The organism is Desulfocastanea catecholica (assembly GCF_054657295.1).
Genome location: NZ_BAAHYZ010000038.1, coordinates 1 through 23,772 on the forward strand (window position 1 = coordinate 1; position 23,772 = coordinate 23,772).

Sequence of the window (23,772 nt, forward strand, 5' to 3'; positions counted from 1 at the left end):
AATTATTTGATGTATCCGTCAAGCGCAGATAAAACAACAGCTCCCAGACCAGAACCAGAGGGCGAAGCAGAGGGTGAAATATTTCTTACCGTGTCGTCACCCACCTTAAATATCATACCGAAATCTCTTATTTTACTCACCTGCAAATCCATTTTGCTATCTTTTATTTTATCCCGAAAAGGCCAAATACACTACTAGATTTTTACTGTAACTCAAGTGCTATTTTACTAGAATTAATAGGTGTTGCAGCTAGTGATGAATAGAAATACAGTACAAATCACGTAATAAGCGCCCTGAGTATTGTAAAATTATGCAAAAGGAGAAAATGCAAATGGAAACTGTCAGTGATATGCTAGAAGGCGTTGCACGATACGAGGCCGACAGAGTTGCGGTGATCCTCGAAAAACAGCGATTAACCTATAAGGAGTTAAATCAAGAGATCAATAAGCTGGCCAACGGTTTAATCAAGCTGGGCATCAAGCGGGGGGATTTCGTCATGACGCAAATTCCCAACTCAGTCCGGTTTGTCATCATCCATTACGCAATCATCAGGGCCGGCGCCACGGTTATCCCTCTTAATGTCATGTACAGACCTCACGAGATCAAATATATCGGTGAGGACTCCGGTGCATGTGCGATCATCGCGGACGCCGCTTTATGGGAAAGCAATGCATCCGTCAAGAGCGACCTTCCAGCCCTGCAACATATCATCATTGCCAATGGCCCTGCGAACAAAAACACCGTTGCTCTCGATACAGTGACCACTGACATTGACACCGCCCCGGTGGTTGCCTATGACATGGATGATATTGCCAGCGTCATTTACACCTCCGGGACAACGGGCCGCCCTAAAGGCGCGACACAAACGCACCGCTCCATCCTCTCGAACGTCATGGGTTGCTGCACCCGCAACAAATTCACCCGGGAGGACCGCTTAGTCTGCGGCCTGCCAATGTACAATAATTTCGCCATCAACGTGGTCATGATGAGTGCTTTTTTTACGGGTGCAACGCTGGTGGTTGTTGACCGTTTTGATGCTCGCAAGGTCCTTGATACAATTAAAAACTCTAGAGGGACCTACTTCGCAGGTACGCCGACAATGTTTTCCTATTTTCTTCATGAATTCAAAGAGGGACACGATGATGTATCGTCCCTTCGCGTGACCAACTCGGGTGGCGCCCATTGTCCGGGGGAAGTCATCCGACAGATCGAATCAACTTTTGGTGTGACGCACCTGGAAGGGTATGGCCAGACGGAAGGGTGCGGTTTCACCACGCTTAACCCTTATGTCGGTGTCCGGAAGGAAAACACCTCTGGCCCGCCCCTTTCCAACTGTCTTATTAAAATAGTCGACGATAATGATGCCGAGGTACCCGTTGGCCAGACGGGCGAGATCGTTCTTAAAGGTGACTGCTTTTCCATTCATGGCTATCTGAACAGACCGGATGTCAATGCCGAAATATATCGCAATGGATGGTTTCACAGCGGCGATGTCGGATATGTCGATGAACATGGCTATCTGGCTGTCGCTGACCGCAAGCAGGATCTGATTATCACCGGTGGGCAAAACATTTATCCGGCAGAAGTGGAAGAAGTGCTCTACACCCACCCCAAGGTGAGGATGGCCGCTGTTATCGGCATTCCTGATGCAGACAAAGGGGAACTCGCCAAAGCCTATATCGTGCTGAAAGAGGGGCAAGAGGCTACGGAAAAGGAGATTATCGATTATGTCCGCAGCCGCATTGCCAAGTTTAAAGCCCCGCGTCTGGTCGAATTTGTCACTTCCTTACCCCAGGGGCCAACGGGCAAGCTTCTTAAGCGCAAATTAAGAGAAATGGTGAAAAAGCAGCAGGATGCATAAAGCGTTCATGTGGACAAGCATGAATAAAATTATCAAATAATGGGACAAAAGTAAGGATGGATAAAAAATGGACCCGCAATTATTGAGCGTTATTGGAATCATCTTTGGTCTCGCCACACTTATCACACTTGCGTTAAGAGGATGGAGCATCATCATCATCGCACCGATTGCCGCCATGATCGTCCTTGTCTTTTCCCAGGTCGACCTGTTACAAGGCTTGAATGAATCTTACATGAAAGGTTTCAGCTCTTTTGCCATGAAGTTCTTTTTCCTCTTTCTTCTGGGAACGATCTTCGGCAAGATCATGGAAGACAGCGGCGCTGCCAAGAAAATCGCTGCTGCCATTCTGCGGTTGACGGGCAAGACCAAGGAACTCTATGTCGCAATGGCCATTGTCGCCGTCTGTGGTCTTCTCGGCTATGGCGGCGTCAGTGTCTTTGTCATCCTCTTCGTTATAGTGCCCATCGCCCGCCCATTATTTAAAGAAATAGATCTTTCCTGGCACCTCTTTCCCGGCATCTACTTTTTCGGCGTTGCCACGTTCGTCATGTCCATGCTGCCCGGAACACCTCAGATCCAGAACATCATCCCCACCAAGTACCTTGGTACAACTGCCATGGCAGCCCCCGCTCTTGGGCTGATCGCCTCGGTGCTCGTCATCACCGGGAATTATTTCCTACTCGGTTGGATGATCAGGCGCTCAAAGAAGAAAGGCGAGGGTTACGAAGGCTCGGATCCTCTGGGGGCAATATCTGCAACCACTCAGAGCAATGATGATACGGCCCTTCCAAACATATGGCTGTCTTTCATGCCTTCCTGTATTCTTCTTATCCTTCTCAACATCATCAAAGTCGACATCATATGGGCTCTTCTCGGGGGAATTTTTGCCGGATTGATTCTGCTCCACAGACACCTGGCTGATAAACTGAAAACCTTGACGAATGGTGCAACCAACTGCGCTATCCCATTAATAAATACCTGTGCCGATGTCGGCTTTGGGGCGGTCGTTGGATCGGTCATCGGGTTCCAATTAATATCCACTGCCTTGATGAGCATACCTGGAACCCCTTTGATATCCTTGTCTCTGGCCACCCAACTATTGTGCGGCATTACAGGGTCTGCTTCCGGAGGTATCGGAATCTCCATGGAACTCTTCGCACAACAATTCCTGGACCTTGGCCTCAACCCGGAGGCGATTCATCGCATTGCAAGCCTTGCCACCGCCGGCCTGGACGTTATGCCGCATAACGGTGCCGTAATCACAGCACTAGCCGTTGTCGGTTTAAGCCATAAACAAGCCTACAAGCCCATTTTTATGCTGGCTGTATTGATGCCCTTATTCACCAACGGAATATCAATTGGTGTGGCCATGCTACTTTACTGATCCTGTCATCACAACAATGTAACTAAAAGGGAGTTTAGCTATGCAATTCAAAAATTTACTGTATATAGCAGATGACGCCGTCGCTACCATCACCATCAACCGACCCAAGGCCCTCAATGCCCTTAATCAGGAGACCCTGGAGGAAATGCTGCGCTGCTTTCGGGAACTGGCGCAAAACGAGGCGATCAGGGTGGTGATCATTACCGGCGGCGGCGACAAGGCCTTTGTGGCGGGTGCCGATATCGCTTTTATGGAAAAACTTTCTCCGCTTGCGGCCCGCTGCTTCGCACTGCTCGGCCAGCAGGTGCTGAGCACCATAGAAAACCTGCCGCAGCCGGTGATTGCTGCGATCAACGGTTTTGCCCTGGGCGGAGGCTGTGAACTCGCCCTGGCCTGCGATATCCGCCTGGCCAGCGAGAATGCCAGATTCGGACAACCGGAGGTAAACCTCGGCGTCCTGCCCGGTTTCGGCGGCAGCCAGCGGCTGCCGCGGCTGATCGGCCGGGGTCGGGCCAACGAGCTGCTCTTTACCGGAGATATCATCGACGCCCGGGAGGCCGCCCGTATCGGTCTGATCAACCGGGTTGTGCCGCAGGCGCAGTTGCTGCCAAGCTGCCGGGAAATGGCAGAAAAGATCGCCTCCCGCGGACCGGTTGCCATCAGATTGTGCAAAGAGGCAGTCAATAACGGTGTCGAGATCGATCTGGCCAGGGCCTGCCAGTATGAGGCCGACCAGTTAGCCCTCTGTTTTAGCTGCGATGAGCAGAAAGAAGGGATGCGTGCATTTCTGGAGAAACGTCCCGCCAAATTTCACGGATAATACAAGGAAGGGTAAGATGAATAATCCAATCATTGGTGATCTGGCTTTGTCTCTTTTGAATGCCGCGCCACATGCAACACTTGGCCTGGAGGACCGAAGGATCATTTTTGCGAGTATCGCTGTTGAGAGGGTCTTCGGGTGGAAGCCCGATGAGTTGATCGGTCAGTCGACAAGGATGCTGTTCCCGACAGAGGAAGAGTTCTTAAAGGTCGGAGAGTCCTTTTATCCGGCCCTGGAAAATCAACCTCGCGTTATTATAGGTGAGCATCCGTGTATACATAAGGATGGCAGTGTCGTTATTTGCAGATTAAGCGCTGCCAGAGTAGGCAGCAATCTCGTTAACAGGAAAGTGGTTGTAACCTTTGAGAATATCAGCGATCTAAGGAGAATAGAAACAAGGTTGCTTGAGAGCGAGGCCCTGTACAGGAACCTGGCGGAGGGAACTTTTGCCGGGGTCTATGTGGTTCAGGATGGAAGGTTTATATACATTAACAAGCATGCAACGGAAAACCTGGGTTATCGACCGGAAGAACTGATCGGTCGAACAGTTCACAGTATTGTTTATAAGGAAGACAGGAAGAATATCAGGGAATCTGCCTCGGCAATGCTGCGTGGCGCAATGACCACTCCGTATATTTTCAGGGTGGTCAACAAAAAAGGAAAAATCCGCTGGATCATGGAAACAGTCACCAATATCACCTATGGAGGGAGACCAGCAATTCTCGGCAATAATATGGACATAACGGAGCTGAGAGAGTCGCAAAATAAAATTGAAAAGTTCAATGAGTTACGATCTTCCATATTGGACGCAACTCCGCATGCAATCATCTATCTGGCGGATCGCAAGATTATTTTCGCGAATGATGCCGTGGAATCTGTTTTTGGCTGGAAACCCGAAGAATTGATCGGCAAAACAACAAAAATACTGTTTCGTTCCGAGAAGGATTACCGGGAAATGGGCGGCATGGCTTATTCTACGCTGGAAAAATCAAGGGTATATGATGAATCCGAATACATGTACAAGCATAAGGACGGGAGAGAAATTGTATGCCGGGTAAAGGCTGTCCGAATTGGCGATAATTTACAGAATCGCGCGATTATCGCAACCTATGAAGACATAACCCAACAGTTACAGACAATCAAAGAGCTTAAATTCAAGACAAAAAATCTTGAAGAAACCAACACGGCCCTCAGTGTGATTCTGAAGAGAAGAGAGGCGGATAAATCCGCAATTGAAGAAAGCGTTGTGAATAATATCAGGGAATTGGTTATGCCCTGCATCCAGCAGATAAAAAAATACCGTCTGGATAGTGCCGCATTGAAACACGTATCCCTGGCTGAATCTTATTTGACGGATATTGTTTCACCTTTTTTGCGCAAGCTTTCCACAAAACACCTGCACTTAACCCAAAAGGAACTCCAGGTCGCAAATCTTTTAAAGGACGGCAAATCGAGCAAGGAAATAGCCGATATTTTAAATATTACGGTCAGGGGAGTTGAGTTTCATCGATATAGAATCAGATCAAAACTGGGTATAAGAGGTACAAAGGACAATCTGAGGTCATATTTGCTCGAGGTGTATTCCAACAACGATGGCTTATAAATTGTGTGAAAAGAATCTTGATGGCGTCGCAAAAAACTCTTCTCTGCGTCGTTACTGCAAATTTTCTATCATTACGACGTACTCTAGTCATAATTTTAGGTTGCTACATACCAGATCGTGTTACTGATATTCGGTAAGGCACCAAGATAATGATATTGATGCATCAAATCCTGGAATCTGGATTCTTCCGCAGGACCTACTGGATGGGCGACAACCTGGGATAATTTCAAAATGGCCCTCTCGTGTTGTGTACAATTTTGGAGAGTGTACCTTACATGAGAGGGTTTATTCAGTTTTAAATGTATGCGATTGAAATTGTATCAACAAGGAGGTAGAGGAAATTCATCACCCTGGTATGACCCCTATATATTTCCAATAAGGCACAGATACAAACAACGCGATGATAACCGACACAACATAAATGCATCCAAATAAAGCGATATGACTTGGCGCCCACCCTCGGCCCTGAATCATTCCTTCAGCCATCAGAATCCACGGCTGTTGGTAACCCAACAGGAAGAAATTGATGGCCGCCAGGTAGCACATGGTTACTACCAGCGGGTGATAGCCGAAATCGTTAAATAAGGGGATCAACAAAACAACCGTAAGCGCACAGGTTGTAAACCCCCACGGAACGTCGACAAAACGGATGATCATGAGCCCGATCGTTATGACCAACATAAAAATCATGGGAGAGCCCGCCAAACCAAGGATAGGATCGCTGATAATGGGTGCAAACCATTCGGATATCTTGGCAGTTTTGAAGATCGTGGGAAGAGTGACAGCGACACCGAAGAATACCACGACGTCCCAGTTAATTCCTGTGCTGATCTCATGACCTTCAATTATCCTGAACATGATCAGCAGAAACAATGCGCCCAGTGCCGTTGCCGGAGTTGGAATCCCATGCATTTTTTCGGTAGCAAACATGACCAGAGAGCCCACAAGGATAATCAAAGTAATCAGCTCATTCCGTGACATGGGACCCAGCTTTTTGTATTCATCCTTAAACATATCCGCCGAGATCCCGATGGCTTCTTTAGGTCTTGCGAATAAAAAAGCCAGGACAACATATAAGATTGTCACTGTAAACCAAGGTAAGGCCAGGATTTGGAACCACGCGTCAAAATTAGCCATGGGTTTCAGCTCCGCGGGCAAAAATCCCTGCATGATCGGCCCTGACAGGGAACCGGTCAACCATCCGGTGCCTGGAAAGATGGCCATACCCCAGGCCAGCATACAGACATACGCAGACCCCTTCGAGCGGAATTTCAATTTGCATGCCTCAACAATACCGATCGCAATCGGTACGACAATGGCTACCCTCACAGTAATGGACGGCGTCAGTGCGGAAAGCGCCACGCCGATAATAAGCCAGCTCAATGCCATTGATGCCCAGCTTGCCGGAAACGCTTTCAATACCATATAGGCCACTCTTTTGCCGAGGCCGGTTTTTTGCAGCACAAAGCCAAAGTAGAGCGCAGGAATTAAGGTCCAAACTGCGCCGGAGTGAAAACCGCTGGTAACTAAACCAAGTAAGTCAGGCGGCGTATATGGTTTCTGGGTTACGGTATTAATCAACTCCATTTTATGAGTAAAAAAGATTGCCAAGGTCCCGCCAAGGATAAGTGAACAACCGGCCATGAAAGGCAAATTGCCGGGCCGGAAGATCCACAATCCCAAGGCAATGATTACCGTGGCCATAACATAGTGGCCCATTGGCACCAAACTGGGGACAAATGGTTTAACCAGAGCGATAAGCAAGGCAAGTATCGCTAAGGCGATCAATCCCAACATTTTTCGAGGTGCCGGGATGAGAACATTCATGCTCGGATCAGACGTGCGCTTGGACTCGGGTTCCATAATGTCTTTTTCATCTCCGGCAGGCAATACGACAGGCAATACTTTTTTTGTCATAGTTAATATCTCTGTGTAAAGATTGTTTGGCATGTAAAACTTTTTGACCACGCATGCACCCTCTTCATTATCCTTTAAGAAAAACTGTTCAGATTCTGAAGATGTCAACAGCATCATGAAATAAGATCCAGATATCCAACTGGCACATCTGTTCTTCTACAATGTTTGCCATCAGTTTTAAATACGACGACATTTTGTCTTCAACCCTACCTGCCGGGATCGGCCATTGCTCAGACGAAATAGAGCGCCCCATCATAAGAACAGGGCGCTCCATCATAAGAAGTTGTGGGAGGCTCAGGCTTTTCTAATAGCGCAAGTCAGCGACTTCAAGTCGGGGTAACCCATTATGCACTCCCGGCACTGGGCATCGGTGAGCAGGTTGGCATTAGCCTCCTCCGGCCAGCCGTGGGGCACCAGGACCACTCCCTCGGCCACCCTCTCTTCTATGTTGACCTTCATCTTCACTTGGCCGCGGTTGGTTTCGACAACCACCTCATCGCCATTTTTTATTCCGTATTTTTCGGCGGTCTTTGGCCCGATCTCCGTTAGGGGCTCTGGAGCCTCATTTCGGAGGGCATCCACGTTGCGGTGTTGGCTGTGGGTGTAGTAATAATTTCGGCTGCCGATGCTGAGAATCAGAGGATATTTCTTAAGAAAGTCTTTGCCCTCGCCCCAGATGCTCCTCTCGGGCACCTTGAACGACGGCAGGGGATCAAACCCAACCTTCTCGAGGGCATCACTGTAGATTTCGATCTTCTGTGTTGGCGTTTTGAACAGCCCCTCCGGGATGTTGTAGGTCTTTTCCTGGTAAAAAGCCCCCTCCGGCTTTTCGTTGAGAAGATAGTCAAATGACAGTCCCGATGGTTCCAGTTCAAAAGCCACCAGCTCTTCTTCCGACTTCCAGGGGAACTGGTCCCCAATGCCAAGCCGTTTGGCGAGTTCCGTGTACACCTTCCACTCCGACCAGCACTCATCAAGTGGCTCGATGCACTTTTTGCGAAGCATCAGGTAAGGCATGCAATGACACACATTGTAGGTGTAAGCCACCCCCCATTTTTCCAGGTGGGAACAGGCGGGTAGCACATAGTGGGCCTCTTGCCCGGTCTCGGTCATGAACATGTCGTGCACCACCAGCAGGTCCAATTTCCGGAACGCTTCCCTGAAGGCGTTGGAATCGGGCATGGATATAAGGGGGTTGCCCCCCACAACCCAGAAAGCCTTGAGTTTCTCGGGGATGCTCTCCGGTACCATCGTCACCACTCCGTAAGGACTTTTGCGCCCCCACACCTCGAAGAACAGCGGATACTCTTCCGCTCCCAAGGGATCGCCCTCCACCTTGAGCCCAACATTACCGAAGGCCAGGCGTGGACTGATCACCCAGCCGCCCGGAACGTTGATGTTACCGGTGATCACCTGCAGAACGGCGAAGGCGCGGCTGTTCTGGGTACCGTTGGCGGTCTGGTCCTGGGTACAGGTCCCCTGGTAGATACTGGCGCCCTTGGTTCCGGCAAACAATCGGGCCAATTTTCGGATTTCTTCCGCCGGGACCCAGGTATACTCCTCGGCCCATTCCGGAGTGTATTTCTCAACGTGGGGGACCAGTTTGTCAAAACCGACGGTGTGCTTCTCTATGAACTCTTGGTCATAGAGTTTTTCTTTGACGATCACGTGGATCATGGCCAGGGCCAGTGCCCCGTCCATACCGGGCCGGATACGAAGGTACGTGTCGGCCTTATCGGCCAGGGGGATGCGCTTCGGATCGATAACCACCAGCTTGGCCCCTTTTGCCAGATTCTCCTCCAGGGCCAACTTGAGGGGGAAATCGGAGGCATCCGGGTTGTGGCCCCAGAGAATATATAGGTTGGAATCGAGTCCCTCGGTGGGGTACTTGCCAAAGGTGATCTGCCTGGTCCGGATACGCATGCGGTAACAAACGCTCTCCACCGAGAAAAAGTTGGGCGATCCGAAGGCAGCCTTGAACCGCTGGGTGAGCCCGGCCATCTCCAGATTCTCCACCCCGATGGAACCGCTGAACACCCCTAATACTTCGGGCCCGAATTCCTGCTTGAGTGCGTTGAGTTTCAAGGCGATTTCGTCGAGCGCCTGGTCCCAGGAGATACGTTCAAAGCCTCCATTGACCCGCTTCATGGGGTATTTGAGACGTTCGGGGCTGTAAATGCTCGCCAGGGCGTTTTCGCCTTTTGGGCAAAGTTGTCCCTTGTTGAGGGGATGGGACTCCAGGCCCTCAACTTTCACCGCCCTACCGTCTTCGACGGTCACCCTGGTCCCGCAGCTATGATAACAAAGGGTACAATCGGTCAATATTTCCTTTTTTTCTTTCATTGTTACTTCCTTTTTTTCTTTCATTGTTTAATCCCTGGATGGGCAGGAAACCGGGCAAAACGTACACTCAGGGTATTCCTTCCCATCAATGAAATTCTTTTTCAACCTACCCTTCACGTTCACTCCCTAGACTTTATTTCTTTTCTGTTTCCGTTGAACTCGCTTTGACGGATGGGTTGCCGTTATCCGTCAAAATTCCCCTCTCCAGCAAGTCTTTACTCAAATAGCCCAGGCCCAGTTTACCCACCGTCTCTTTGGTAAAAATACCGTCCTTGTTATAGCCCTTGAATTCGTAATAGTCGTCGAGAAGCTTTTGCTCTATCTCTTCGTCTCTTACCGACCAATGATCCTCAGGAGGTCTCTCATCTTTTCGTTTCAGACCTCTTCTTACAGAATGCCTGGCTGGACATAATATCGCATTCTTCCCATTTCAGAAAATAGTCCTTGAACTTTTCATCGGGTACCGCATCCCATTTCTTCACAAACGCTTCTCTCTCCGCCATGGTCGGCAGGGGATCTTGGGGGAAGGTTTCTTCAATCTGGGTGATACTCATCTTCTCACCCGTGGCGATCATAAGAAAATAGGCGGGATTCACCTTTCGGATGGTTTCTTCGCGGCAGCACCCTGCCCCCCTACTTACAATTCGGCTATTTTGGGATGGGTTTCTATCTTTTAAATATTTCCACGAGTGAGATCGATCTCTAAATTGACCCCTGTTTCGCCGTACCTCATTTTTTCATCCCTTTCTATTTTATCTGAATCCGCAGGACACTTTTGATTTGCTTTCGCAACCTGGCACATAGATCCGTACGTCGAACGCTATTTATTACAATATAGCGTCAAATTAGCTGTATTGTAACCACGTGTCAAGAAAAAAACATCCGAAATCAGAGCATACGGGATTTTGCGAGGCCATGCCGATTTGGCTTGCAAGAGTCTGAATAAAAACACTTTTTTTACTGAATAGTTACAAACATTTTTTAAAAAAGTGCGGCCTTCCTGTCATTGTTTTTACTAAAATGAGGTTTCAGGAGGTTGAACAAAGCGGTCTCCGCACGATAGCGGTTTGAATCAGCATCAAAGCGGCCGAAGCATCTTTTAATCCGCCATTGCGTTAGTTTTCAAAGAGAGTAAGAAAAAAGGCATTCTCCTGAGAAAATGCCTTTCTTTATCAGACACCTAACCAATGTTACTGACGCTGCCAACGGATATTCTTGATGGGATTACCGGTGTTCAGCTATGATGCAACGGTATCAGGGGTTTTCAATGTCTCCCGAAGTTTGAAGCGCTGGATTTTCCCTGTACTTGTCTTTGGCAGATCTTCCACAAATTCGATGGTGCGCGGGTATTTGTGTGGTGCCAGCTTCTGTTTGACATGATTCTGGAGGGTTTTTACCAATTCATCCCCCGGCTGGTACCCTTTCATAACCGCCACAAAGGCCTTGGGCTTGATCAACCCCATGGCGTCTTCCGCTCCCACAACGGCACATTCGGCGACCGCTGGATGGCTGAGCAAGGCGTCCTCTACTTCCAACGGAGAAACCCAGATCCCGCTGACCTTCATGGTGTCGTTGGCCCGAGCCGAAAAAAAGAAATACCCCTCCTCATCCAAATATCCTGTGTCACCAGTCCTCATCCAACCATCGACCAACGTCTCGGCGGTCTTTTCCGACTGTTTCCAATAGCTATGAAACAGACAGTTGCTTTTAACCCATAATTCGCCCACCTCGCCCGGGGGAACTGGTGATGATTTCTCATCCCGGACCTCGATGGAGTGACCCGGCAATACCAGCCCGCTGGAATTCACCTTGACCTTGCCGGGCAGGTTGCTGACATAGATCAAGCTCGCTTCTGTGGATCCTAAACCATCTAAAATCTCTATGCCGAATCGATCCCGCCAGCGCCGTAAAAGTGATCCGGGGAGGGCTTCGCCCGCCGAGATACAAAACCGAAGGCAGCTCAGATCCGGTTTGTCGTCACTCCCTTCTAAATAATTGAGCATCTGGCCATAGGCGGTCGGTACTGAAAAAAGGCCGTTGGGGCGATACTGGTCAATCAATTCCAGTATCCTCTGCGGCGTGGGTCGTTCCTGATTAAGAATCATCGAGGCGCCGAAATAAAGGGGCAGGTAAAGCGAAAAATTGAGGCCATAGGAAAAGTATAATTTAGATCCGCACAGGACACGCTCATCCCGTTTGAAATCGACGACATGGCGCCCCCATGTCTCTACGGCATAGACCAGATCCTTGTGCCAATGGACAACCCCCTTGGGACGCCCGGTCGTTCCCGAGGTATAAAGCCAATAGGAAGGATCGTTTTTAGATGTGGGATAGGTGTCCAATTGATCCGCCGAACTTTCGATGAGCTGAGATAAATCAACGGTACCTTCGACGGGATCACCATACACCACCAGGGACTTGAGGTGAGGAATCTCAGGCAGGATGGTGCGCAGCTTTTCAAATATTTCCCTTTCCATCACCACAGCACTGGCCTCACTGTCCCGGAGGAAGTATTCCAGATCACCGGTGGTCGCCAGCATATTAATAGGTACCGGCACCGCTCCGATCTTCATTGCACCCAAAAAAAGAGCCATAAACTCGGGACGATCATGCAGCAAAATGATAACCCGTTCTCCGGGTTTTATTCCCAACTGGATCAAACCATTACCGATTCTGTTAGTCATGCTGCCCAGCTGCCGATAGGTCATTTCTCCACCTTGATGTATAATGGCGATACGATCCCCATCGTTCCCGCCCAAGTGGCGTTCGAGCAATAAACTGACCATGTTAAAGGTTTCGGGCAAATCAAATCCGTCTTCCCAGGGCCGCATCATAAATTCCTTTGCTTGCATTTTTGTCTCCCGCTAAAAGTGTGTTAAAGTTAGATGCCGACAGGTTGAACATTTACTAGTTTTGCTACCACCCTGCACTTTGCTTTTATCAGCAACAAAGGATACAGCCTTTAAGCGACTGCTATTCAGCCATTTGTTGCTCCATGCTTGCAAGTTTTCAAATGTGTCCTTTTCCTGTTCGATCAGATCCTCGACGATCTACCGATCGGATTCGGATAAAAAGGGGAAAAATTCTCTGAAATATAGAATTGCATCCTTCTCGAAACCGATGACCAAACAAAAAATATTTTTGCTGCTTATCGCTTTCTGAACAAATTCTTTTGAGTCTATTTCGGAATAGAAGCGGTCATCAACGTCGGAATCCATGTAAGTAGGCGGGACTCACCTTTCCCAGCTTGATGGACAATTGCTCAAATTTCTTCGTTGATTATGGTCGTATTTTTCTGCGCCGTTGCCGCTCTCGCGGACTGCCCAATAGACGCTTTTGGCTAAAATATCGCCGATCCCTTGCCGGTGAACGATTTTTTCCAGCAGGTAGAAGAATTGCCCCCCACTGTCGGACGGCAAACCCGGCAAGTCTTTATCGATCAGGATGCCTGCTTCGTAAAGCTCAAAGGCAAAGGCTATCACCTGTCGTGTTGAATAGGAGTGTCCAGTCCAATTACAATGTAGCGTTAAATTAGCTGTATTGTAACCACGTGTCAAGAAAAATACGCTTGTGACCGCCCTGATGCGGATGGCGGCATGAAACATTTATGGGAAACTTCAGACAATGTTAAACTCGAACTGTTTTATGTGATTAGCTACTCGAACCCTGGAATTGAGCAAAGAAACTGCTCTCCAGATTTTTCTGTACGTTACTTTTTTAAGTAACCCAGTTCTGAAGAAATGGACTCGGTAGCCGTTCGTACCAAATTGACATAGGTGCCGATTTGTTCCTCGTTTTCATAATCATGTATGTGTAGTGCCACTCCCAAAGCGGCTACTACATTACGCGATGAATCGCGAATAGGTGCAGCGATGCCAATGATACTCCGGTGGGCCTCGCCATGTTCGATGACAAAACCATTTTCACGAATTTGAGCCAGCCTTAGTTGAAAGGCGTCCGGGTCGGTAATGGAGTTGGCTGTGAAGGATTGCAAAGGGTAATCATTTAGTACACGTTCAGTCTTATCCGAAGGCAGAAAGGCCATTAAAATTTGCCCTAACATGCCGAAATGGAGCGGTCTGTGCTGGCCGATGGTGGTGGCGACTTTAATTTCTCCGTTACCTTCAAATTTTTCCAAGTAAACCAGGCGATCGTTTTGGCATTGACCTAACAGCACACACAGGCCGGACTCATCCCTCATTTTCCTCATATGAATGGTGGCTGTTTTTCGCACCGAAAAGCTAGCGTAGACGACCGCCCCCAACTCAAAAAGACGCATCCCAAGTTCATATTGCTTTGTCTCCGGATCTATCTTGAGATAGCCCCGGTCGGTGAGATTGACCAGCAAACGTTTGGCCGTCGTCTTTTTCAAACCCGATTTGGCGACAATATCAGTAAGCATCAATTTACGCTGTTGATAGGAAAATAAATCGAGGATATCCAGAGCCCGCTCCAAGACCTGAACACGGTAAATGGATGTTCGCAGAACTGATTTGCTTTTTTGTTCCATATTGTGGACCGTAACACTACTTTTTAAAGTATGTCAATAAGCAAATTAAGTTTTAGTGAGTAAAAATACCTGCTGATTTCAAATGCAATAAATCTCATTTACCAAGAAATAATAACCAAAAACAACAAAATTTAATGCTTGACAAAACCTGCTTACGAAGAATATAAGACTAATTGATGGTTTCTGTCAATGTATGCCAGTTCCACATTGTGAAACAACACCCTGGCATTTTCCTGCTAAACATCAAACTAACTCGGAGAAGACGATGAGAACGAAAATTGCTATTTTCCTGTCCATTATCATGATGAGCGGCTTGTTCGTGGGTACTGCTTTTGCAAAAATCAAACTTACCTTCAATAATTATTTTCCGCCGACACACATGGCCTCGATAATGTCCGCGGAGTGGTGCCAGGAGATTGAAAAAAGGACCAATGGCGAGGTGCAGTTCCAGCATTTTGCAGGTGGCCAATTGCTCCAGGCCGACAAGGTATTCGATGGCGTTGTTCAAGGCATTGCCGACGTTGGCTTCAGCAACTTGGCGTACACCAGGGGCCGCTTTCCGGAGATGGAAATGTGCGACCTGCCGCTAGGTATGCCGTCGGCGTGGGTATCAAGCCATGTTGCCCAGAAATATTATGAAAAATATCAACCAAAAGAATTCGATAAAGCCAAGGTCATGTATTTTAGCGCATGTGGTCCAAATTTGATCTCAACGACAACGAAAGCCGTCCACACACTAGAAGATCTGAAAGGTCAAACTTTAAGGGCTACTGGGCGTATAGCCGATACCGCCAATGCTTTGGGCGCTACCTCGCGTCCCATGGGAATAGGCGAAACATACGAAGCTGTTAAAAAAAATGTTATCTCGGGAGCTATGCTGCCCCTGGAGACCATGAAGGGCTTTCGTCTGGGAGAAGTACTCAAGTACTGTACAGCTAACTGGCAGGTCGGGAATGTCTACACCTTCTACGCTGTAATGAACAAAAACAAATGGAATAAGCTTCCAGACAACATTAAGAAGGTGTTTGAAGAAGTTAATGCCGAATTTATTGAAAAAATGGCCCAGGGCTGGAACAATATCGACCTTGCCGGATCGGAGTTTTTCAAGAGCAAGGGCGGACAGATGATCCAGCTCACAGAGAGCGAAGCTGAAAAATGGAACAAGGCTGTTGCGCCGGTCCTCGAGACCTATACCCAGCAAATGGTGAAAGCAGGTTACAGCGTCGATGATATAAAAGAACGTTTTGAGTTCGTCAAAAAAACAAGAGATGAATTCAAGGCACTGCAGCTAAGTAAGGGTATCCCCGTACCCTATGAGCAGTAAATCATTGTTCATTCCTGTCTAGGTAGTCACTGAATACAACTCTTGATGAGGAAATGAAATTGGTCTTTTTAAAAGAATGGGCAAGGCGACTCAGCGATGTAGGTGAATGGATTGGTGTCATCGGCGTCATTCTCATGGTAGGGATTACCTGTCTTGATGTGATTGGCGCCAAGCTTTTTTTGCTGCCGGTACCGGGCGCTATTGAAATCATAAGCCTGCTTCAGGTCGCCGCCATCGTTTTTGCCGTGGCCGCCACGCAACGCCGTGGCGGCCACATCAGTGTGGAAATGTTTGTTGATTCTTTTCCAAAAACCATCAGGCACTTGACGAAGGCACTGGTCTCCCTGTGCTGCCTGGTGCTTTTCACGTTGCTTATTTACGAAGGTGTCGGTCTAGGCAATGAGTATCTTGAAGCGGGGGAGGTTACCGCTACAGCGCAAATACCTTTTTTCCCATTCGCCTATCTCTTTTCAATTGCACTGATTCCTGTTTTTATCATGCTGTTAATCGATTTCATTGAGGCGATAAAGGAGGCGGTAAGCTGATGGATCCAGTCCTTGTTGGTATTTTGGGCATTGTACTTCTCCTGGTGATGTTCATCCTCAACATGCCGGTCTCATTTGCCATGGCCTTTGTCGGCTTTTTGGGCTTCGGCTACCTGATATCCTGGGATGCTGCTGTATCACTCCTCATCCGCGATATATTTTCTACACTGTCGAGTTATCCCCTTAACGTCATCGTTCTGTTCGTACTCATGGGCTCTTTTGCCTTTGCCTCCGGGATGAGTGTTCGATTGTATGATTCGGCCCATAAGGTTGCCGGTAAAATGCCGGCAGGATTGGCGGTGGCAACCATCCTGGCTTGCAGTGGTTTCGCTGCCATTTGCGGGTCTACAGCCGCTACAGCTGCTACCATCGGCCGGGTGGCGCTGCCCGAAATGCAGCGGTACGGTTACAGCCGGCGGTTAGCTGCCGGCTGCATTGCTTCCGCAGGAGGCATCGGTATTCTTATACCGCCGTCAACGATTTTTATTGTCTACGGCATTCTGACGGAACAGTCTATCGGCTCTCTGTTTGCAGCCGGGATCCTGCCTGGTATCGTGCTGACCATCTTTTTCATACTGACTGTCTTCGTCGTGTTTTATTTGAGTAAAGACAGTGCACCCGCAGGTGAGCCGACTACGTTCATGGAAAAAGTAACAGCCCTGTGGCGCATCTCCGATGTCTTCTTGCTTTTTGTACTATCCATTGGCGGCATGTTTCTTGGGTGGTACAGTACCAACCAGGCTGCCGGCGTCGGAGCTGCCGGCGCCCTGCTTTTGGGGTTAATCCACCGCGAGCTGACCTGGAGTAAATTCTTTCAGGCGACCAAGGAAGGTTTACGGACAGCATGCATGATCATGATGTTGATCGCCGGTGCCTCCGTGTTTGGAAAGTTCATGGCTGTCACCACCATTCCGGCAAATCTGTCCATGTGGGTGTCCACCTTGCCTCTGCCACCCATCGGCATAATGATCCTTATATGTCTCTTTTTCTTTGTTGCCGGTTGTTTTCTCGATGCCATGGCACTGATCATGCTGACCATCCCGATCATCTATCCGGTGATACTGCAGCTGAACTATGATCCTATCTGGTTTGGTGTGGTGATTGTGCTTATTAGCCAGATCGCTGTGGTTACACCTCCCGTGGGTGTCAATGCCTATGTCGTCAAAGGAATTGTGCCGGATGTCCCCATCACAACCATCTTCAGGGGTACAATACCTTTTCTATGGGCTATGGTGATCATGCTTGGTCTGGTTCTTATTTTTCCCGATCTCATTCTTTGGCTTCCCAGAATGTTAGCATCTTAACCAAGTTACAACCCCCTATAGTTTTCCGGTCGCAGCATTTTGGGGTTTGACAGTGCTGATTGGATCAGCTTGAGCATAAATTCCTTATCATTGGGCAACGTCCCTTTGAGGGGCAAGTAATTGGAAGCATGATTGGTACGGAATACGACAGGTCCCGGAACATCGATGTGCTTAATTATCAATTCAAGCTCTCTTAGAATAGCCGCAGGTTCTGTTACCGGATCAAATTTTCCATTCTGGATCATTTGTTCAACAGGAGATCCGGGAACGGTCATGAGGGTGAGAGCTGACAGATATGTCGGATTCATGGCTGACACCGCCTTGCCGGTGGCTTTGGCATGCTGACTGGAAAGCAGTTTACCACCCAATCCAATAATGATGGTTACAGATGTTCGAATGCCGGCAGCATTTGCTCTGACAACGGCTTCGATCTGATCCGGTACCTTGGCACCTTTGTTCATCAGATCGAGTACCTGCTGGTCACCGCTTTCCAGCCCCATAAAAACGAGGTTTAAACCCGCCTTGCGAAGTGCTTTCAGATCATCGTCGCTTTTACGTAAGATGTCGCCACAGCAAGCATAACAGGCGACTTGTTTGAGTTTGGGAAAAGCATCATAACAACCATTGACGATCCTCAGCAAACTTGGTGTCCCGATCACCATGGCATTGGAGTCGAGTAAAAATATTTTTTGCACTCCAGGGCCATATTGATCTTTGGCAATGCGGATATCTTCCAGGACCTCCTCCACCGGCCGAATTCTGAAACGCTTTTGCGGAACGGATTTATCGAAAACACAGGAGGTACAAAAATAGCACCTGCCCGCCGATGCGGCACTGCATCCCACCGAGGCCTGAATCAATAACGAATATGCTTCACTGGGTGGTCTATAGATCGGTTCGGCATAAAACATTTCCTGTCGATGTGTTGTTTCTCGTTTCATTGGTTTCCTGCTTCCTTTTCAAGGAGATCTCAAAATATCAAGCCATTTTCAAAACATTCAATTTTGGTCCTGGCCAGCAATAACCTGGCATGGTAAATGGATAAAAATGACCATTTTGCAACTGGCCCCTCAGATTAATGTCAGAACTGCAACCAGTGGTCAAAGCAATTATATTACGATTTCATAAGTAATTTAAACGATAAGCAGTTAATTGACATCCGAAATATCACCGTCTTTCACGAAAAAATATTGGTAATGAGATTCATCGAGTTAACGTTGATAACAATACAATTTGAAGCAAGAGCGAGTTGGAAATATTTAAAGAATATCTCAAATTGCCAAGCACCGATAGGGAGAAATTGCGATGATAACGGAAAAAGATGTGCTGTATGGAACCGGCGGTGACCGGGATTTGAGGCTTGATATTTACCGCCCCAAGAAAAAAGCCCATAACCATACGGCGGTCCTTCTGCTCCATGGAGGTGCCTGGCGATTCGGCGACAAATCGATGATGGAAATATTCGGGCCGGAATTGGCCGGACACGGATTTGTTGTATTGGCACCGGAGTATCGCTTGCTCGGCCAAGCCCCTTGGCCGGCCCAGATTGAGGATGTCAAGACCTCGATTCTCTGGACAAAGGCTCAAGCAGCCTCCTTGGATATCGATCCGGAGAAGGTTGTCGTTCAGGGTTTTTCCGCCGGTGGTCATTTAGCCCTGATGGCCGGCGGCACACCGGACTCTTCCGAATTTAAGGGTAAAGGCAATGGCAACATCTCGGATTGCGTAGCAGCGGCGGTGGCCTTTTTCCCGGCTATTGAATTCATCATTGACATCCCCCGGCCTGGAATGAGTCGCGCCTCCAAGCTGCTCGGTGAATCACCCTCTGAAGAAGCAGCACGAAAGGCAAGTCCCATCCATTATGTCTCCCGGAAATTTCCGCCGACATTTTTGCTGCACGGAACAGCGGACGACAGGATATCCTGCTTGAGCAGCCAACGGATGTTCGACGCCCTTCACGAAAAAGGGGTAATGACGGAATTGCATCTCTATCCCAGCCACACCCATGAGTTTGCCAGGCTCCCGAGCATGGTGGCTCCGACCCAGGCGGAAATTGCCCTGTTCCTCAAGCGTGCGGTGGTGGAGCCTGAGAAATATATACGCGAGAACCAGGAATTGAATATGTTCGCCAAGACGGCCCCCTGAAGCTGCGTATGCTCCGGATTATTATTTCAGATTTACCAATTAAAATAGCATATTAGGTATAAACATTGAAATAGCAGGCACAAATGCAATAATAAACAAGGCGATTATATATATTAACAGTGTTGGCATGATGGCTCTTGACACGTAAACAAAGCTTCTACCCGTCACAAATGATGCTGTGTAAAGTAAAAGGCCAAGGGGTGGTGTAATATAGCCGATCCCCAAGGCTACAGTAATAACCAGGCAGTAATGGATCGGATCAAAGTTGAATTGTGTCGCGATTGGCATCAGAATCGGAACTAGAATCATGATAGCACCAATAGGATCCAAAAATGTGCCAATCAACAGTAGCAGCAGAATAGTGAAAACCATGAAGATGAAGCCATTGGGCAGATATTGCAAAGAATAATTTAGTATCTGATCAGGAATGCCTTGCATGGTGATATATTCTGACATTACCCCAGCTCCTGAAACAATGATGACAAGGCTTCCGCTGATCACTGCACTTGAAGTAATTGCCTCCTGCAATTTTTTAAAATTTGTCGAACGATAAATCAAAGTTTCCAAAATAATGGCAAGGACACAGGATACAACAGACGCTTCTGTAATCGTAAATGCACCAGAATAAATCCCGGCGAACAAAATAATAATAATTAAAAAAGGAAAGATGGCATCCCGACCAGCCTTTAGAAAATCCGCGGTATTAAATTTTTCAAGGGCAACGGCGCCGAGTCCTTTTGTCCGAGAAACAAAATAGGCGTAGAGACAAAGAAATACCATGATCAAAGCGCCAGGAAGATAACCTGCGGCGAAAAGTTTTACGACGGATTCGCCTGCGGTCAGGGCACAAATAATCATAATGATGCTGGGCGGTATAATTATACCTAAGATCGCTGAACTGGTTATCAGGCCTATGGAAAAAGATTCCGGATAACCATATTTTTTCAGATGGGGGAACATCACGCTGCCGATGGTAACAACAGTTGAAATGCTTGAGCCTGAAATCGCACCAAAGACACCGGAGCTGACAACACCGGTGATGGCCAAACCGCCTGGAACACACGATAGCATTTTTCGTGCTAACGAGATCAATCTGTCCGCAGATTTCCCCTTTGTCATAATCGTTCCCATAAGAATAAAAAACGGGATGGCCAACAGGGAGAAATTATTAAGTGACTTAACCATGGTTTGTGCAACAAATGTTAATTCCAAATCCGCAAAGAAATACAGCCCGATTACACCGGTTAAAAATAAACAGATATATACAGGAATTCTTAAAAATAATAAGGAAAGCAGGATGCATAAAATGATTAACGTTTCCATTTTGTTACTCACCTGTAAATAAATTGACAAGGCAGTCGACTGAGCGGATCGCCATTAACAAGCCGAAAAACGGCAATGTGCAATAAATCAGATAAACAGGAATCTGCAGGATTGGTGTGTATGTGTCCATTGTAATTTCTACCTGAACATAAAAAAAACCATAGACAATAAAAAAAACAGAGACCAGCAGACGTACGCTGTGCAAAATTACATCAAGTCCTGTTCGCCACCTGGGGAATCGTTCATAAAGCACATCTACCTTAAGTTCTAATTCCACTTTAATAGAAGCGCTGGCCCCTAAAAACGTCATAACAATAAACAGATAGGTTGAAAGTTCATCTGACCACGACAACGGACGCTGAAAAACATATCGGGTGAGTACAGAAATTGTCAGAGCAATGAGCATGGCCGAAAAGAAAATGAACATGCCCTTTTGCTCTATGAAATTAATAATCGAAACGATGCGTTTCATAAAATAAGTCCTGTATGAAATTATAAAATCCTAACCGTTCGGACTCCAACAATGTCAGTACTGGTTGTTTCAAGCCACCCGGAAACAGGATGGCTTGAAACGGATATTGCTAAATCCAGGCTACATGCCGGATACAAAGTTGCTCACTTTATCCAGCCACTCTTTACCTATCTCAGGCTCAAATTTTTTCCAGACAGATTTCTGAGCCTCTTTTAAGGCAGCCATGTCTTCTTTTGAAAAATCGATAATCTCCACACCTAATCCAGGCAACGCAGCTTCGGCTTTAGCGGTCAGTTCCATACCCTCTTCTCTTGCCTTTTTAAAGTTCTTATGAACACTTGCATCGATCACTTTACGGACTTCCGGATCAAGACCATCATGCCATTTCTTATTGACAACAAAGAAATGCAATCCGAGCATATGATTGGTTCTGGTGAAATATTTACAGAGATCATATACTTTAAGAAGATGCACAACTTGCATGGTCTGGTCTGTACCGTCAATGACCTTCTGATTCAGAGCAGGTATGACATCTCCCCATGACATCGGTACCGGATTGACATCAATGGCTTTCCAGAAAGCCAGAGGATATTTACCCTGAGTGGTCCTCAGTTTCATGCTTTTCAAATCATTCAATGTCCTTGCCGGTTTGACGCTGGTTATCCCGTATTTGCCGAAAAAACACATGTCCAGAACTTTGAGCCCTTTGCTTTCCAGGGAACTGAACAACTCCTCTCTGAGCTCATCATTAGCCAGGAAGGCGTTCCATTTTTCATATGAATCCATCAAATAAGGTAAAGTGCCAATGGCAAATTTGGAATTAAAATCCGGCGCAATGTTGCCGATAAGCCATGCACCCTGAAGAACACCCATCTGTGTTTTTTTGACGATATCAGATGGGCCTCCCATCTGTCCGCTGTGAAAATACTTCGCCTCAATTTTATCACCCGCGGTTTCATTGAGTTCTTTCTCCATCCACACGCCCGCTTGAGCATGGGGTTCAATCGGGGGGACGAAGTTGGAAAATTTAAATGTAACTGTTTTGGCTGCAAGCGGGTCACTGAACAACAACAGCAACCCAATAAATATGCTGAAGGAAATTGAACAAAGTTTTTTCATGATAAGTCTCCTTTGGTAAAATTGTGAGTTGGACGAAGCCGCTACACGACAGACAGCCTGATTGTACGAGCTGACAATGACGTTCTCAATTTACATATCCCAGAGTACTGAATTGAACATGGTGTGTCTGATCACCTACTTGCATATTATTAATGTGCATGGCAATATTTGAAGTTTTCAGGAAGAATACTGTTTTCTTAGTTTCCGCTTTAAAATTTTACCTTGCGGGCTCTTCGGAAGAGAATCAACAAAATCAAATGATTTTGGGCTCTTATAACTGGCCAAGTGCTGCTTGCAAAAATCCTTCAGCTCCTTATCGGTAACGGATTCTCCCGACTTGAACACCACGATCGCATGGACACGCTCCACCCAGTAAGAATCGGGTACTCCGATAACCGCAGCTTCTAACACCGCAGGATGCCGGTACAAAACCTCTTCGACCTCCCTTGGGTAAATATTTTCACCGCCGGAAATAATCATATCTTTCTTACGGTCAGCAAGATATATATTGCCTTCATTGTCATAATACCCCACATCACCAGTGTAGAGCCATCCGCCAACAATAGTTTCTGCTGTCATTTCAGGTCGTTGCCAATATTCCTGCATCAGTGATCGGCTTTTTATCAAAATTTCCCCTCTGTCACCCAGACACACATCTTTGCCGTCAGGATCAACAATCCTTACCTGCACTCCAGGGACAGGTTGGCCGCAAGAGGCAAGCACCTTCTGGGCCTCAGCAGGTTTATCCAGAACCTGGTGCGCTTTTTGGCTCAACGTGGACACCAGGGGTCCTGACTCAGACTGTCCGTAGGCCTGAATGAAAATAGGTCCCAATCGCTCCATGCCTCTTTTCAACACTTCCACCGGCATGGGCGAGCCGGCATACCAGATGAGTTTCAAACTGCTCAGGTCATATGTGTCAAAATCGGCAAGGCTCAACATGCTCACCAGATTGGTAGGGACAATATGAATGTCTGTTATCCCTTCATCCTTTATGATTTGCAGCATGGATGCTGGGTTAAAGGCTCGTTCCGGGAAAATGATGTTTGTGCAATGGCCGTAAAAAAAGGCCATCAGGTAGCTGGCCCCCGCGACATGGAAC

Annotated in this window: 20 protein-coding genes and 1 pseudogene; 9 read left to right on the plus strand and 12 right to left on the minus strand. The window is 47.5% G+C overall.

Going from position 1 to position 23,772, the window contains the following annotated elements; all coding sequences use genetic code 11:
- The 5 genes from ACYQ8U_RS20850 to ACYQ8U_RS20870 all read left to right on the plus strand — a co-directional run.
- On the plus strand, positions 1–198 hold a 198-nt coding region (locus ACYQ8U_RS20850; RefSeq protein WP_459947498.1), incomplete at its 5' end, for a hypothetical protein.
- 133 nt (positions 199–331) lie between these two features.
- Positions 332–1,861, plus strand: coding sequence for a class I adenylate-forming enzyme family protein (locus ACYQ8U_RS20855; protein WP_459947499.1), 1,530 nt, complete (start codon positions 332–334; stop codon positions 1,859–1,861).
- Positions 1,862–1,928: 67 nt separating this feature from the next.
- Positions 1,929–3,245, plus strand: coding sequence for a GntP family permease (locus ACYQ8U_RS20860; protein WP_459947500.1), 1,317 nt, complete (start codon positions 1,929–1,931; stop codon positions 3,243–3,245).
- A 40-nt stretch (positions 3,246–3,285) separates the two neighbouring features.
- Entirely contained in the window at positions 3,286–4,065 is a 780-nt protein-coding gene (locus ACYQ8U_RS20865) for an enoyl-CoA hydratase-related protein (protein WP_459947501.1), read from the plus strand.
- Between the two features lie 16 nt (positions 4,066–4,081).
- The gene (locus ACYQ8U_RS20870; protein WP_459947502.1) at positions 4,082–5,668 is read left to right on the plus strand and encodes a PAS domain S-box protein; all 1,587 of its coding nucleotides are present in this window, start codon (positions 4,082–4,084) and stop codon (positions 5,666–5,668) included.
- Positions 5,669–6,013: 345 nt separating this feature from the next.
- Here ACYQ8U_RS20870 and ACYQ8U_RS20875 read toward each other — a convergent pair whose 3' ends face one another.
- The 7 genes and pseudogenes from ACYQ8U_RS20875 to ACYQ8U_RS20905 all read right to left on the minus strand — a co-directional run bounded on the left by ACYQ8U_RS20875 (position 6,014) and on the right by ACYQ8U_RS20905 (position 14,438).
- The gene (locus ACYQ8U_RS20875) at positions 6,014–7,702 is read right to left on the minus strand and encodes an SLC13 family permease (RefSeq protein WP_459947503.1); all 1,689 of its coding nucleotides are present in this window, start codon (positions 7,700–7,702) and stop codon (positions 6,014–6,016) included.
- 177 nt (positions 7,703–7,879) lie between these two features.
- Positions 7,880–9,928 (minus strand): molybdopterin-containing oxidoreductase family protein, encoded by a 2,049-nt coding sequence (locus ACYQ8U_RS20880; RefSeq protein ID WP_459947504.1) that lies wholly within the window; start codon positions 9,926–9,928, stop codon positions 7,880–7,882.
- A 133-nt stretch (positions 9,929–10,061) separates the two neighbouring features.
- Entirely contained in the window at positions 10,062–10,343 is a 282-nt protein-coding gene (locus ACYQ8U_RS20885) for an aldehyde ferredoxin oxidoreductase C-terminal domain-containing protein (protein WP_459947517.1), read from the minus strand.
- The gene (locus ACYQ8U_RS20890) at positions 10,291–10,524 is read right to left on the minus strand and encodes a hypothetical protein (protein WP_459947505.1); all 234 of its coding nucleotides are present in this window, start codon (positions 10,522–10,524) and stop codon (positions 10,291–10,293) included. The genes ACYQ8U_RS20885 and ACYQ8U_RS20890 overlap by 53 nt, the downstream gene beginning before the upstream one ends.
- A 642-nt stretch (positions 10,525–11,166) precedes the next feature.
- Positions 11,167–12,780, minus strand: a complete 1,614-nt coding sequence (locus ACYQ8U_RS20895) for a benzoate-CoA ligase family protein (protein WP_459947506.1) — start codon at positions 12,778–12,780, stop codon at positions 11,167–11,169.
- A 370-nt stretch (positions 12,781–13,150) separates the two neighbouring features.
- Positions 13,151–13,428, minus strand: a pseudogene (locus ACYQ8U_RS20900) (aldehyde ferredoxin oxidoreductase C-terminal domain-containing protein); the annotation flags it as partial.
- A 209-nt stretch (positions 13,429–13,637) separates the two neighbouring features.
- A complete protein-coding gene (locus ACYQ8U_RS20905) occupies positions 13,638–14,438 on the minus strand; it encodes an IclR family transcriptional regulator (RefSeq protein ID WP_459947507.1) in 801 nt (266 codons plus the stop codon).
- Positions 14,439–14,631: 193 nt separating this feature from the next.
- Here ACYQ8U_RS20905 and ACYQ8U_RS20910 point away from each other — a divergent pair, with 193 nt between their 5' ends.
- From ACYQ8U_RS20910 to ACYQ8U_RS20920, 3 genes are read left to right on the plus strand one after another with little or no spacing between them, the layout of a single operon-like run.
- Positions 14,632–15,762, plus strand: a complete 1,131-nt coding sequence (locus ACYQ8U_RS20910) for a TRAP transporter substrate-binding protein (RefSeq protein ID WP_459947508.1) — start codon at positions 14,632–14,634, stop codon at positions 15,760–15,762.
- 53 nt (positions 15,763–15,815) lie between these two features.
- Positions 15,816–16,307 carry a TRAP transporter small permease gene (locus tag ACYQ8U_RS20915; RefSeq protein WP_459947509.1) on the plus strand — a complete coding sequence of 164 codons (492 nt, stop codon included), beginning with the start codon at positions 15,816–15,818 and terminating at the stop codon, positions 16,305–16,307.
- The gene (locus ACYQ8U_RS20920; protein WP_459947510.1) at positions 16,307–17,611 is read left to right on the plus strand and encodes a TRAP transporter large permease; all 1,305 of its coding nucleotides are present in this window, start codon (positions 16,307–16,309) and stop codon (positions 17,609–17,611) included. The genes ACYQ8U_RS20915 and ACYQ8U_RS20920 overlap by 1 nt, the downstream gene beginning before the upstream one ends.
- 5 nt (positions 17,612–17,616) lie before the next feature.
- On the opposite strand, the gene ACYQ8U_RS20925 is transcribed toward ACYQ8U_RS20920, so the two are convergent.
- Entirely contained in the window at positions 17,617–18,552 is a 936-nt protein-coding gene (locus ACYQ8U_RS20925; RefSeq protein ID WP_459947511.1) for a B12-binding domain-containing radical SAM protein, read from the minus strand.
- Between the two features lie 364 nt (positions 18,553–18,916).
- Between ACYQ8U_RS20925 and ACYQ8U_RS20930 the strand changes: the two genes are divergently transcribed.
- The gene (locus tag ACYQ8U_RS20930) at positions 18,917–19,756 is read left to right on the plus strand and encodes an alpha/beta fold hydrolase (RefSeq protein ID WP_459947512.1); all 840 of its coding nucleotides are present in this window, start codon (positions 18,917–18,919) and stop codon (positions 19,754–19,756) included.
- 39 nt (positions 19,757–19,795) lie between these two features.
- Here the strand turns inward: ACYQ8U_RS20930 and ACYQ8U_RS20935 are convergent, their stop codons facing one another.
- From ACYQ8U_RS20935 to ACYQ8U_RS20950, 4 genes are all read right to left on the minus strand, one after another.
- The gene (locus ACYQ8U_RS20935; RefSeq protein ID WP_459947513.1) at positions 19,796–21,079 is read right to left on the minus strand and encodes a TRAP transporter large permease; all 1,284 of its coding nucleotides are present in this window, start codon (positions 21,077–21,079) and stop codon (positions 19,796–19,798) included.
- 4 nt (positions 21,080–21,083) lie between these two features.
- Positions 21,084–21,551 carry a TRAP transporter small permease gene (locus ACYQ8U_RS20940; protein WP_459947514.1) on the minus strand — a complete coding sequence of 156 codons (468 nt, stop codon included), beginning with the start codon at positions 21,549–21,551 and terminating at the stop codon, positions 21,084–21,086.
- 120 nt (positions 21,552–21,671) lie between these two features.
- Positions 21,672–22,670: a TRAP transporter substrate-binding protein gene (locus tag ACYQ8U_RS20945; RefSeq protein ID WP_459947515.1), complete on the minus strand. Its 999-nt coding sequence runs from the start codon at positions 22,668–22,670 to the stop codon at positions 21,672–21,674.
- A 177-nt stretch (positions 22,671–22,847) separates the two neighbouring features.
- Positions 22,848–23,772: class I adenylate-forming enzyme family protein (locus ACYQ8U_RS20950; protein ID WP_459947516.1), on the minus strand; the 925-nt coding region annotated here is incomplete at its 5' end.

What these genes read in the sequence shown, in the direction of transcription:
- ACYQ8U_RS20855 (WP_459947499.1), top strand. Translation starts at nt 332, where the DNA reads ATGGAAACTGTCAGTGATATGCTAGAAGGCGTTGCACGATACGAGGCC.
- ACYQ8U_RS20860 (WP_459947500.1), top strand. Translation starts at nt 1,929, where the DNA reads ATGGACCCGCAATTATTGAGCGTTATTGGAATCATCTTTGGTCTCGCC.
- ACYQ8U_RS20865 (WP_459947501.1), top strand. Translation starts at nt 3,286, where the DNA reads ATGCAATTCAAAAATTTACTGTATATAGCAGATGACGCCGTCGCTACC.
- ACYQ8U_RS20870 (WP_459947502.1), top strand. Translation starts at nt 4,082, where the DNA reads ATGAATAATCCAATCATTGGTGATCTGGCTTTGTCTCTTTTGAATGCC.
- ACYQ8U_RS20875 (WP_459947503.1), bottom strand. Translation starts at nt 7,702, where the DNA reads ATGATGCTGTTGACATCTTCAGAATCTGAACAGTTTTTCTTAAAGGAT.
- ACYQ8U_RS20880 (WP_459947504.1), bottom strand. Translation starts at nt 9,928, where the DNA reads ATGAAAGAAAAAAAGGAAATATTGACCGATTGTACCCTTTGTTATCAT.
- ACYQ8U_RS20895 (WP_459947506.1), bottom strand. Translation starts at nt 12,780, where the DNA reads ATGCAAGCAAAGGAATTTATGATGCGGCCCTGGGAAGACGGATTTGAT.
- ACYQ8U_RS20905 (WP_459947507.1), bottom strand. Translation starts at nt 14,438, where the DNA reads ATGGAACAAAAAAGCAAATCAGTTCTGCGAACATCCATTTACCGTGTT.
- ACYQ8U_RS20910 (WP_459947508.1), top strand. Translation starts at nt 14,632, where the DNA reads ATGCCAGTTCCACATTGTGAAACAACACCCTGGCATTTTCCTGCTAAA.
- ACYQ8U_RS20915 (WP_459947509.1), top strand. Translation starts at nt 15,816, where the DNA reads ATGAAATTGGTCTTTTTAAAAGAATGGGCAAGGCGACTCAGCGATGTA.
- ACYQ8U_RS20920 (WP_459947510.1), top strand. Translation starts at nt 16,307, where the DNA reads ATGGATCCAGTCCTTGTTGGTATTTTGGGCATTGTACTTCTCCTGGTG.
- ACYQ8U_RS20925 (WP_459947511.1), bottom strand. Translation starts at nt 18,552, where the DNA reads ATGAAACGAGAAACAACACATCGACAGGAAATGTTTTATGCCGAACCG.
- ACYQ8U_RS20930 (WP_459947512.1), top strand. Translation starts at nt 18,917, where the DNA reads ATGATAACGGAAAAAGATGTGCTGTATGGAACCGGCGGTGACCGGGAT.
- ACYQ8U_RS20935 (WP_459947513.1), bottom strand. Translation starts at nt 21,079, where the DNA reads ATGGAAACGTTAATCATTTTATGCATCCTGCTTTCCTTATTATTTTTA.
- ACYQ8U_RS20940 (WP_459947514.1), bottom strand. Translation starts at nt 21,551, where the DNA reads ATGAAACGCATCGTTTCGATTATTAATTTCATAGAGCAAAAGGGCATG.
- ACYQ8U_RS20945 (WP_459947515.1), bottom strand. Translation starts at nt 22,670, where the DNA reads ATGAAAAAACTTTGTTCAATTTCCTTCAGCATATTTATTGGGTTGCTG.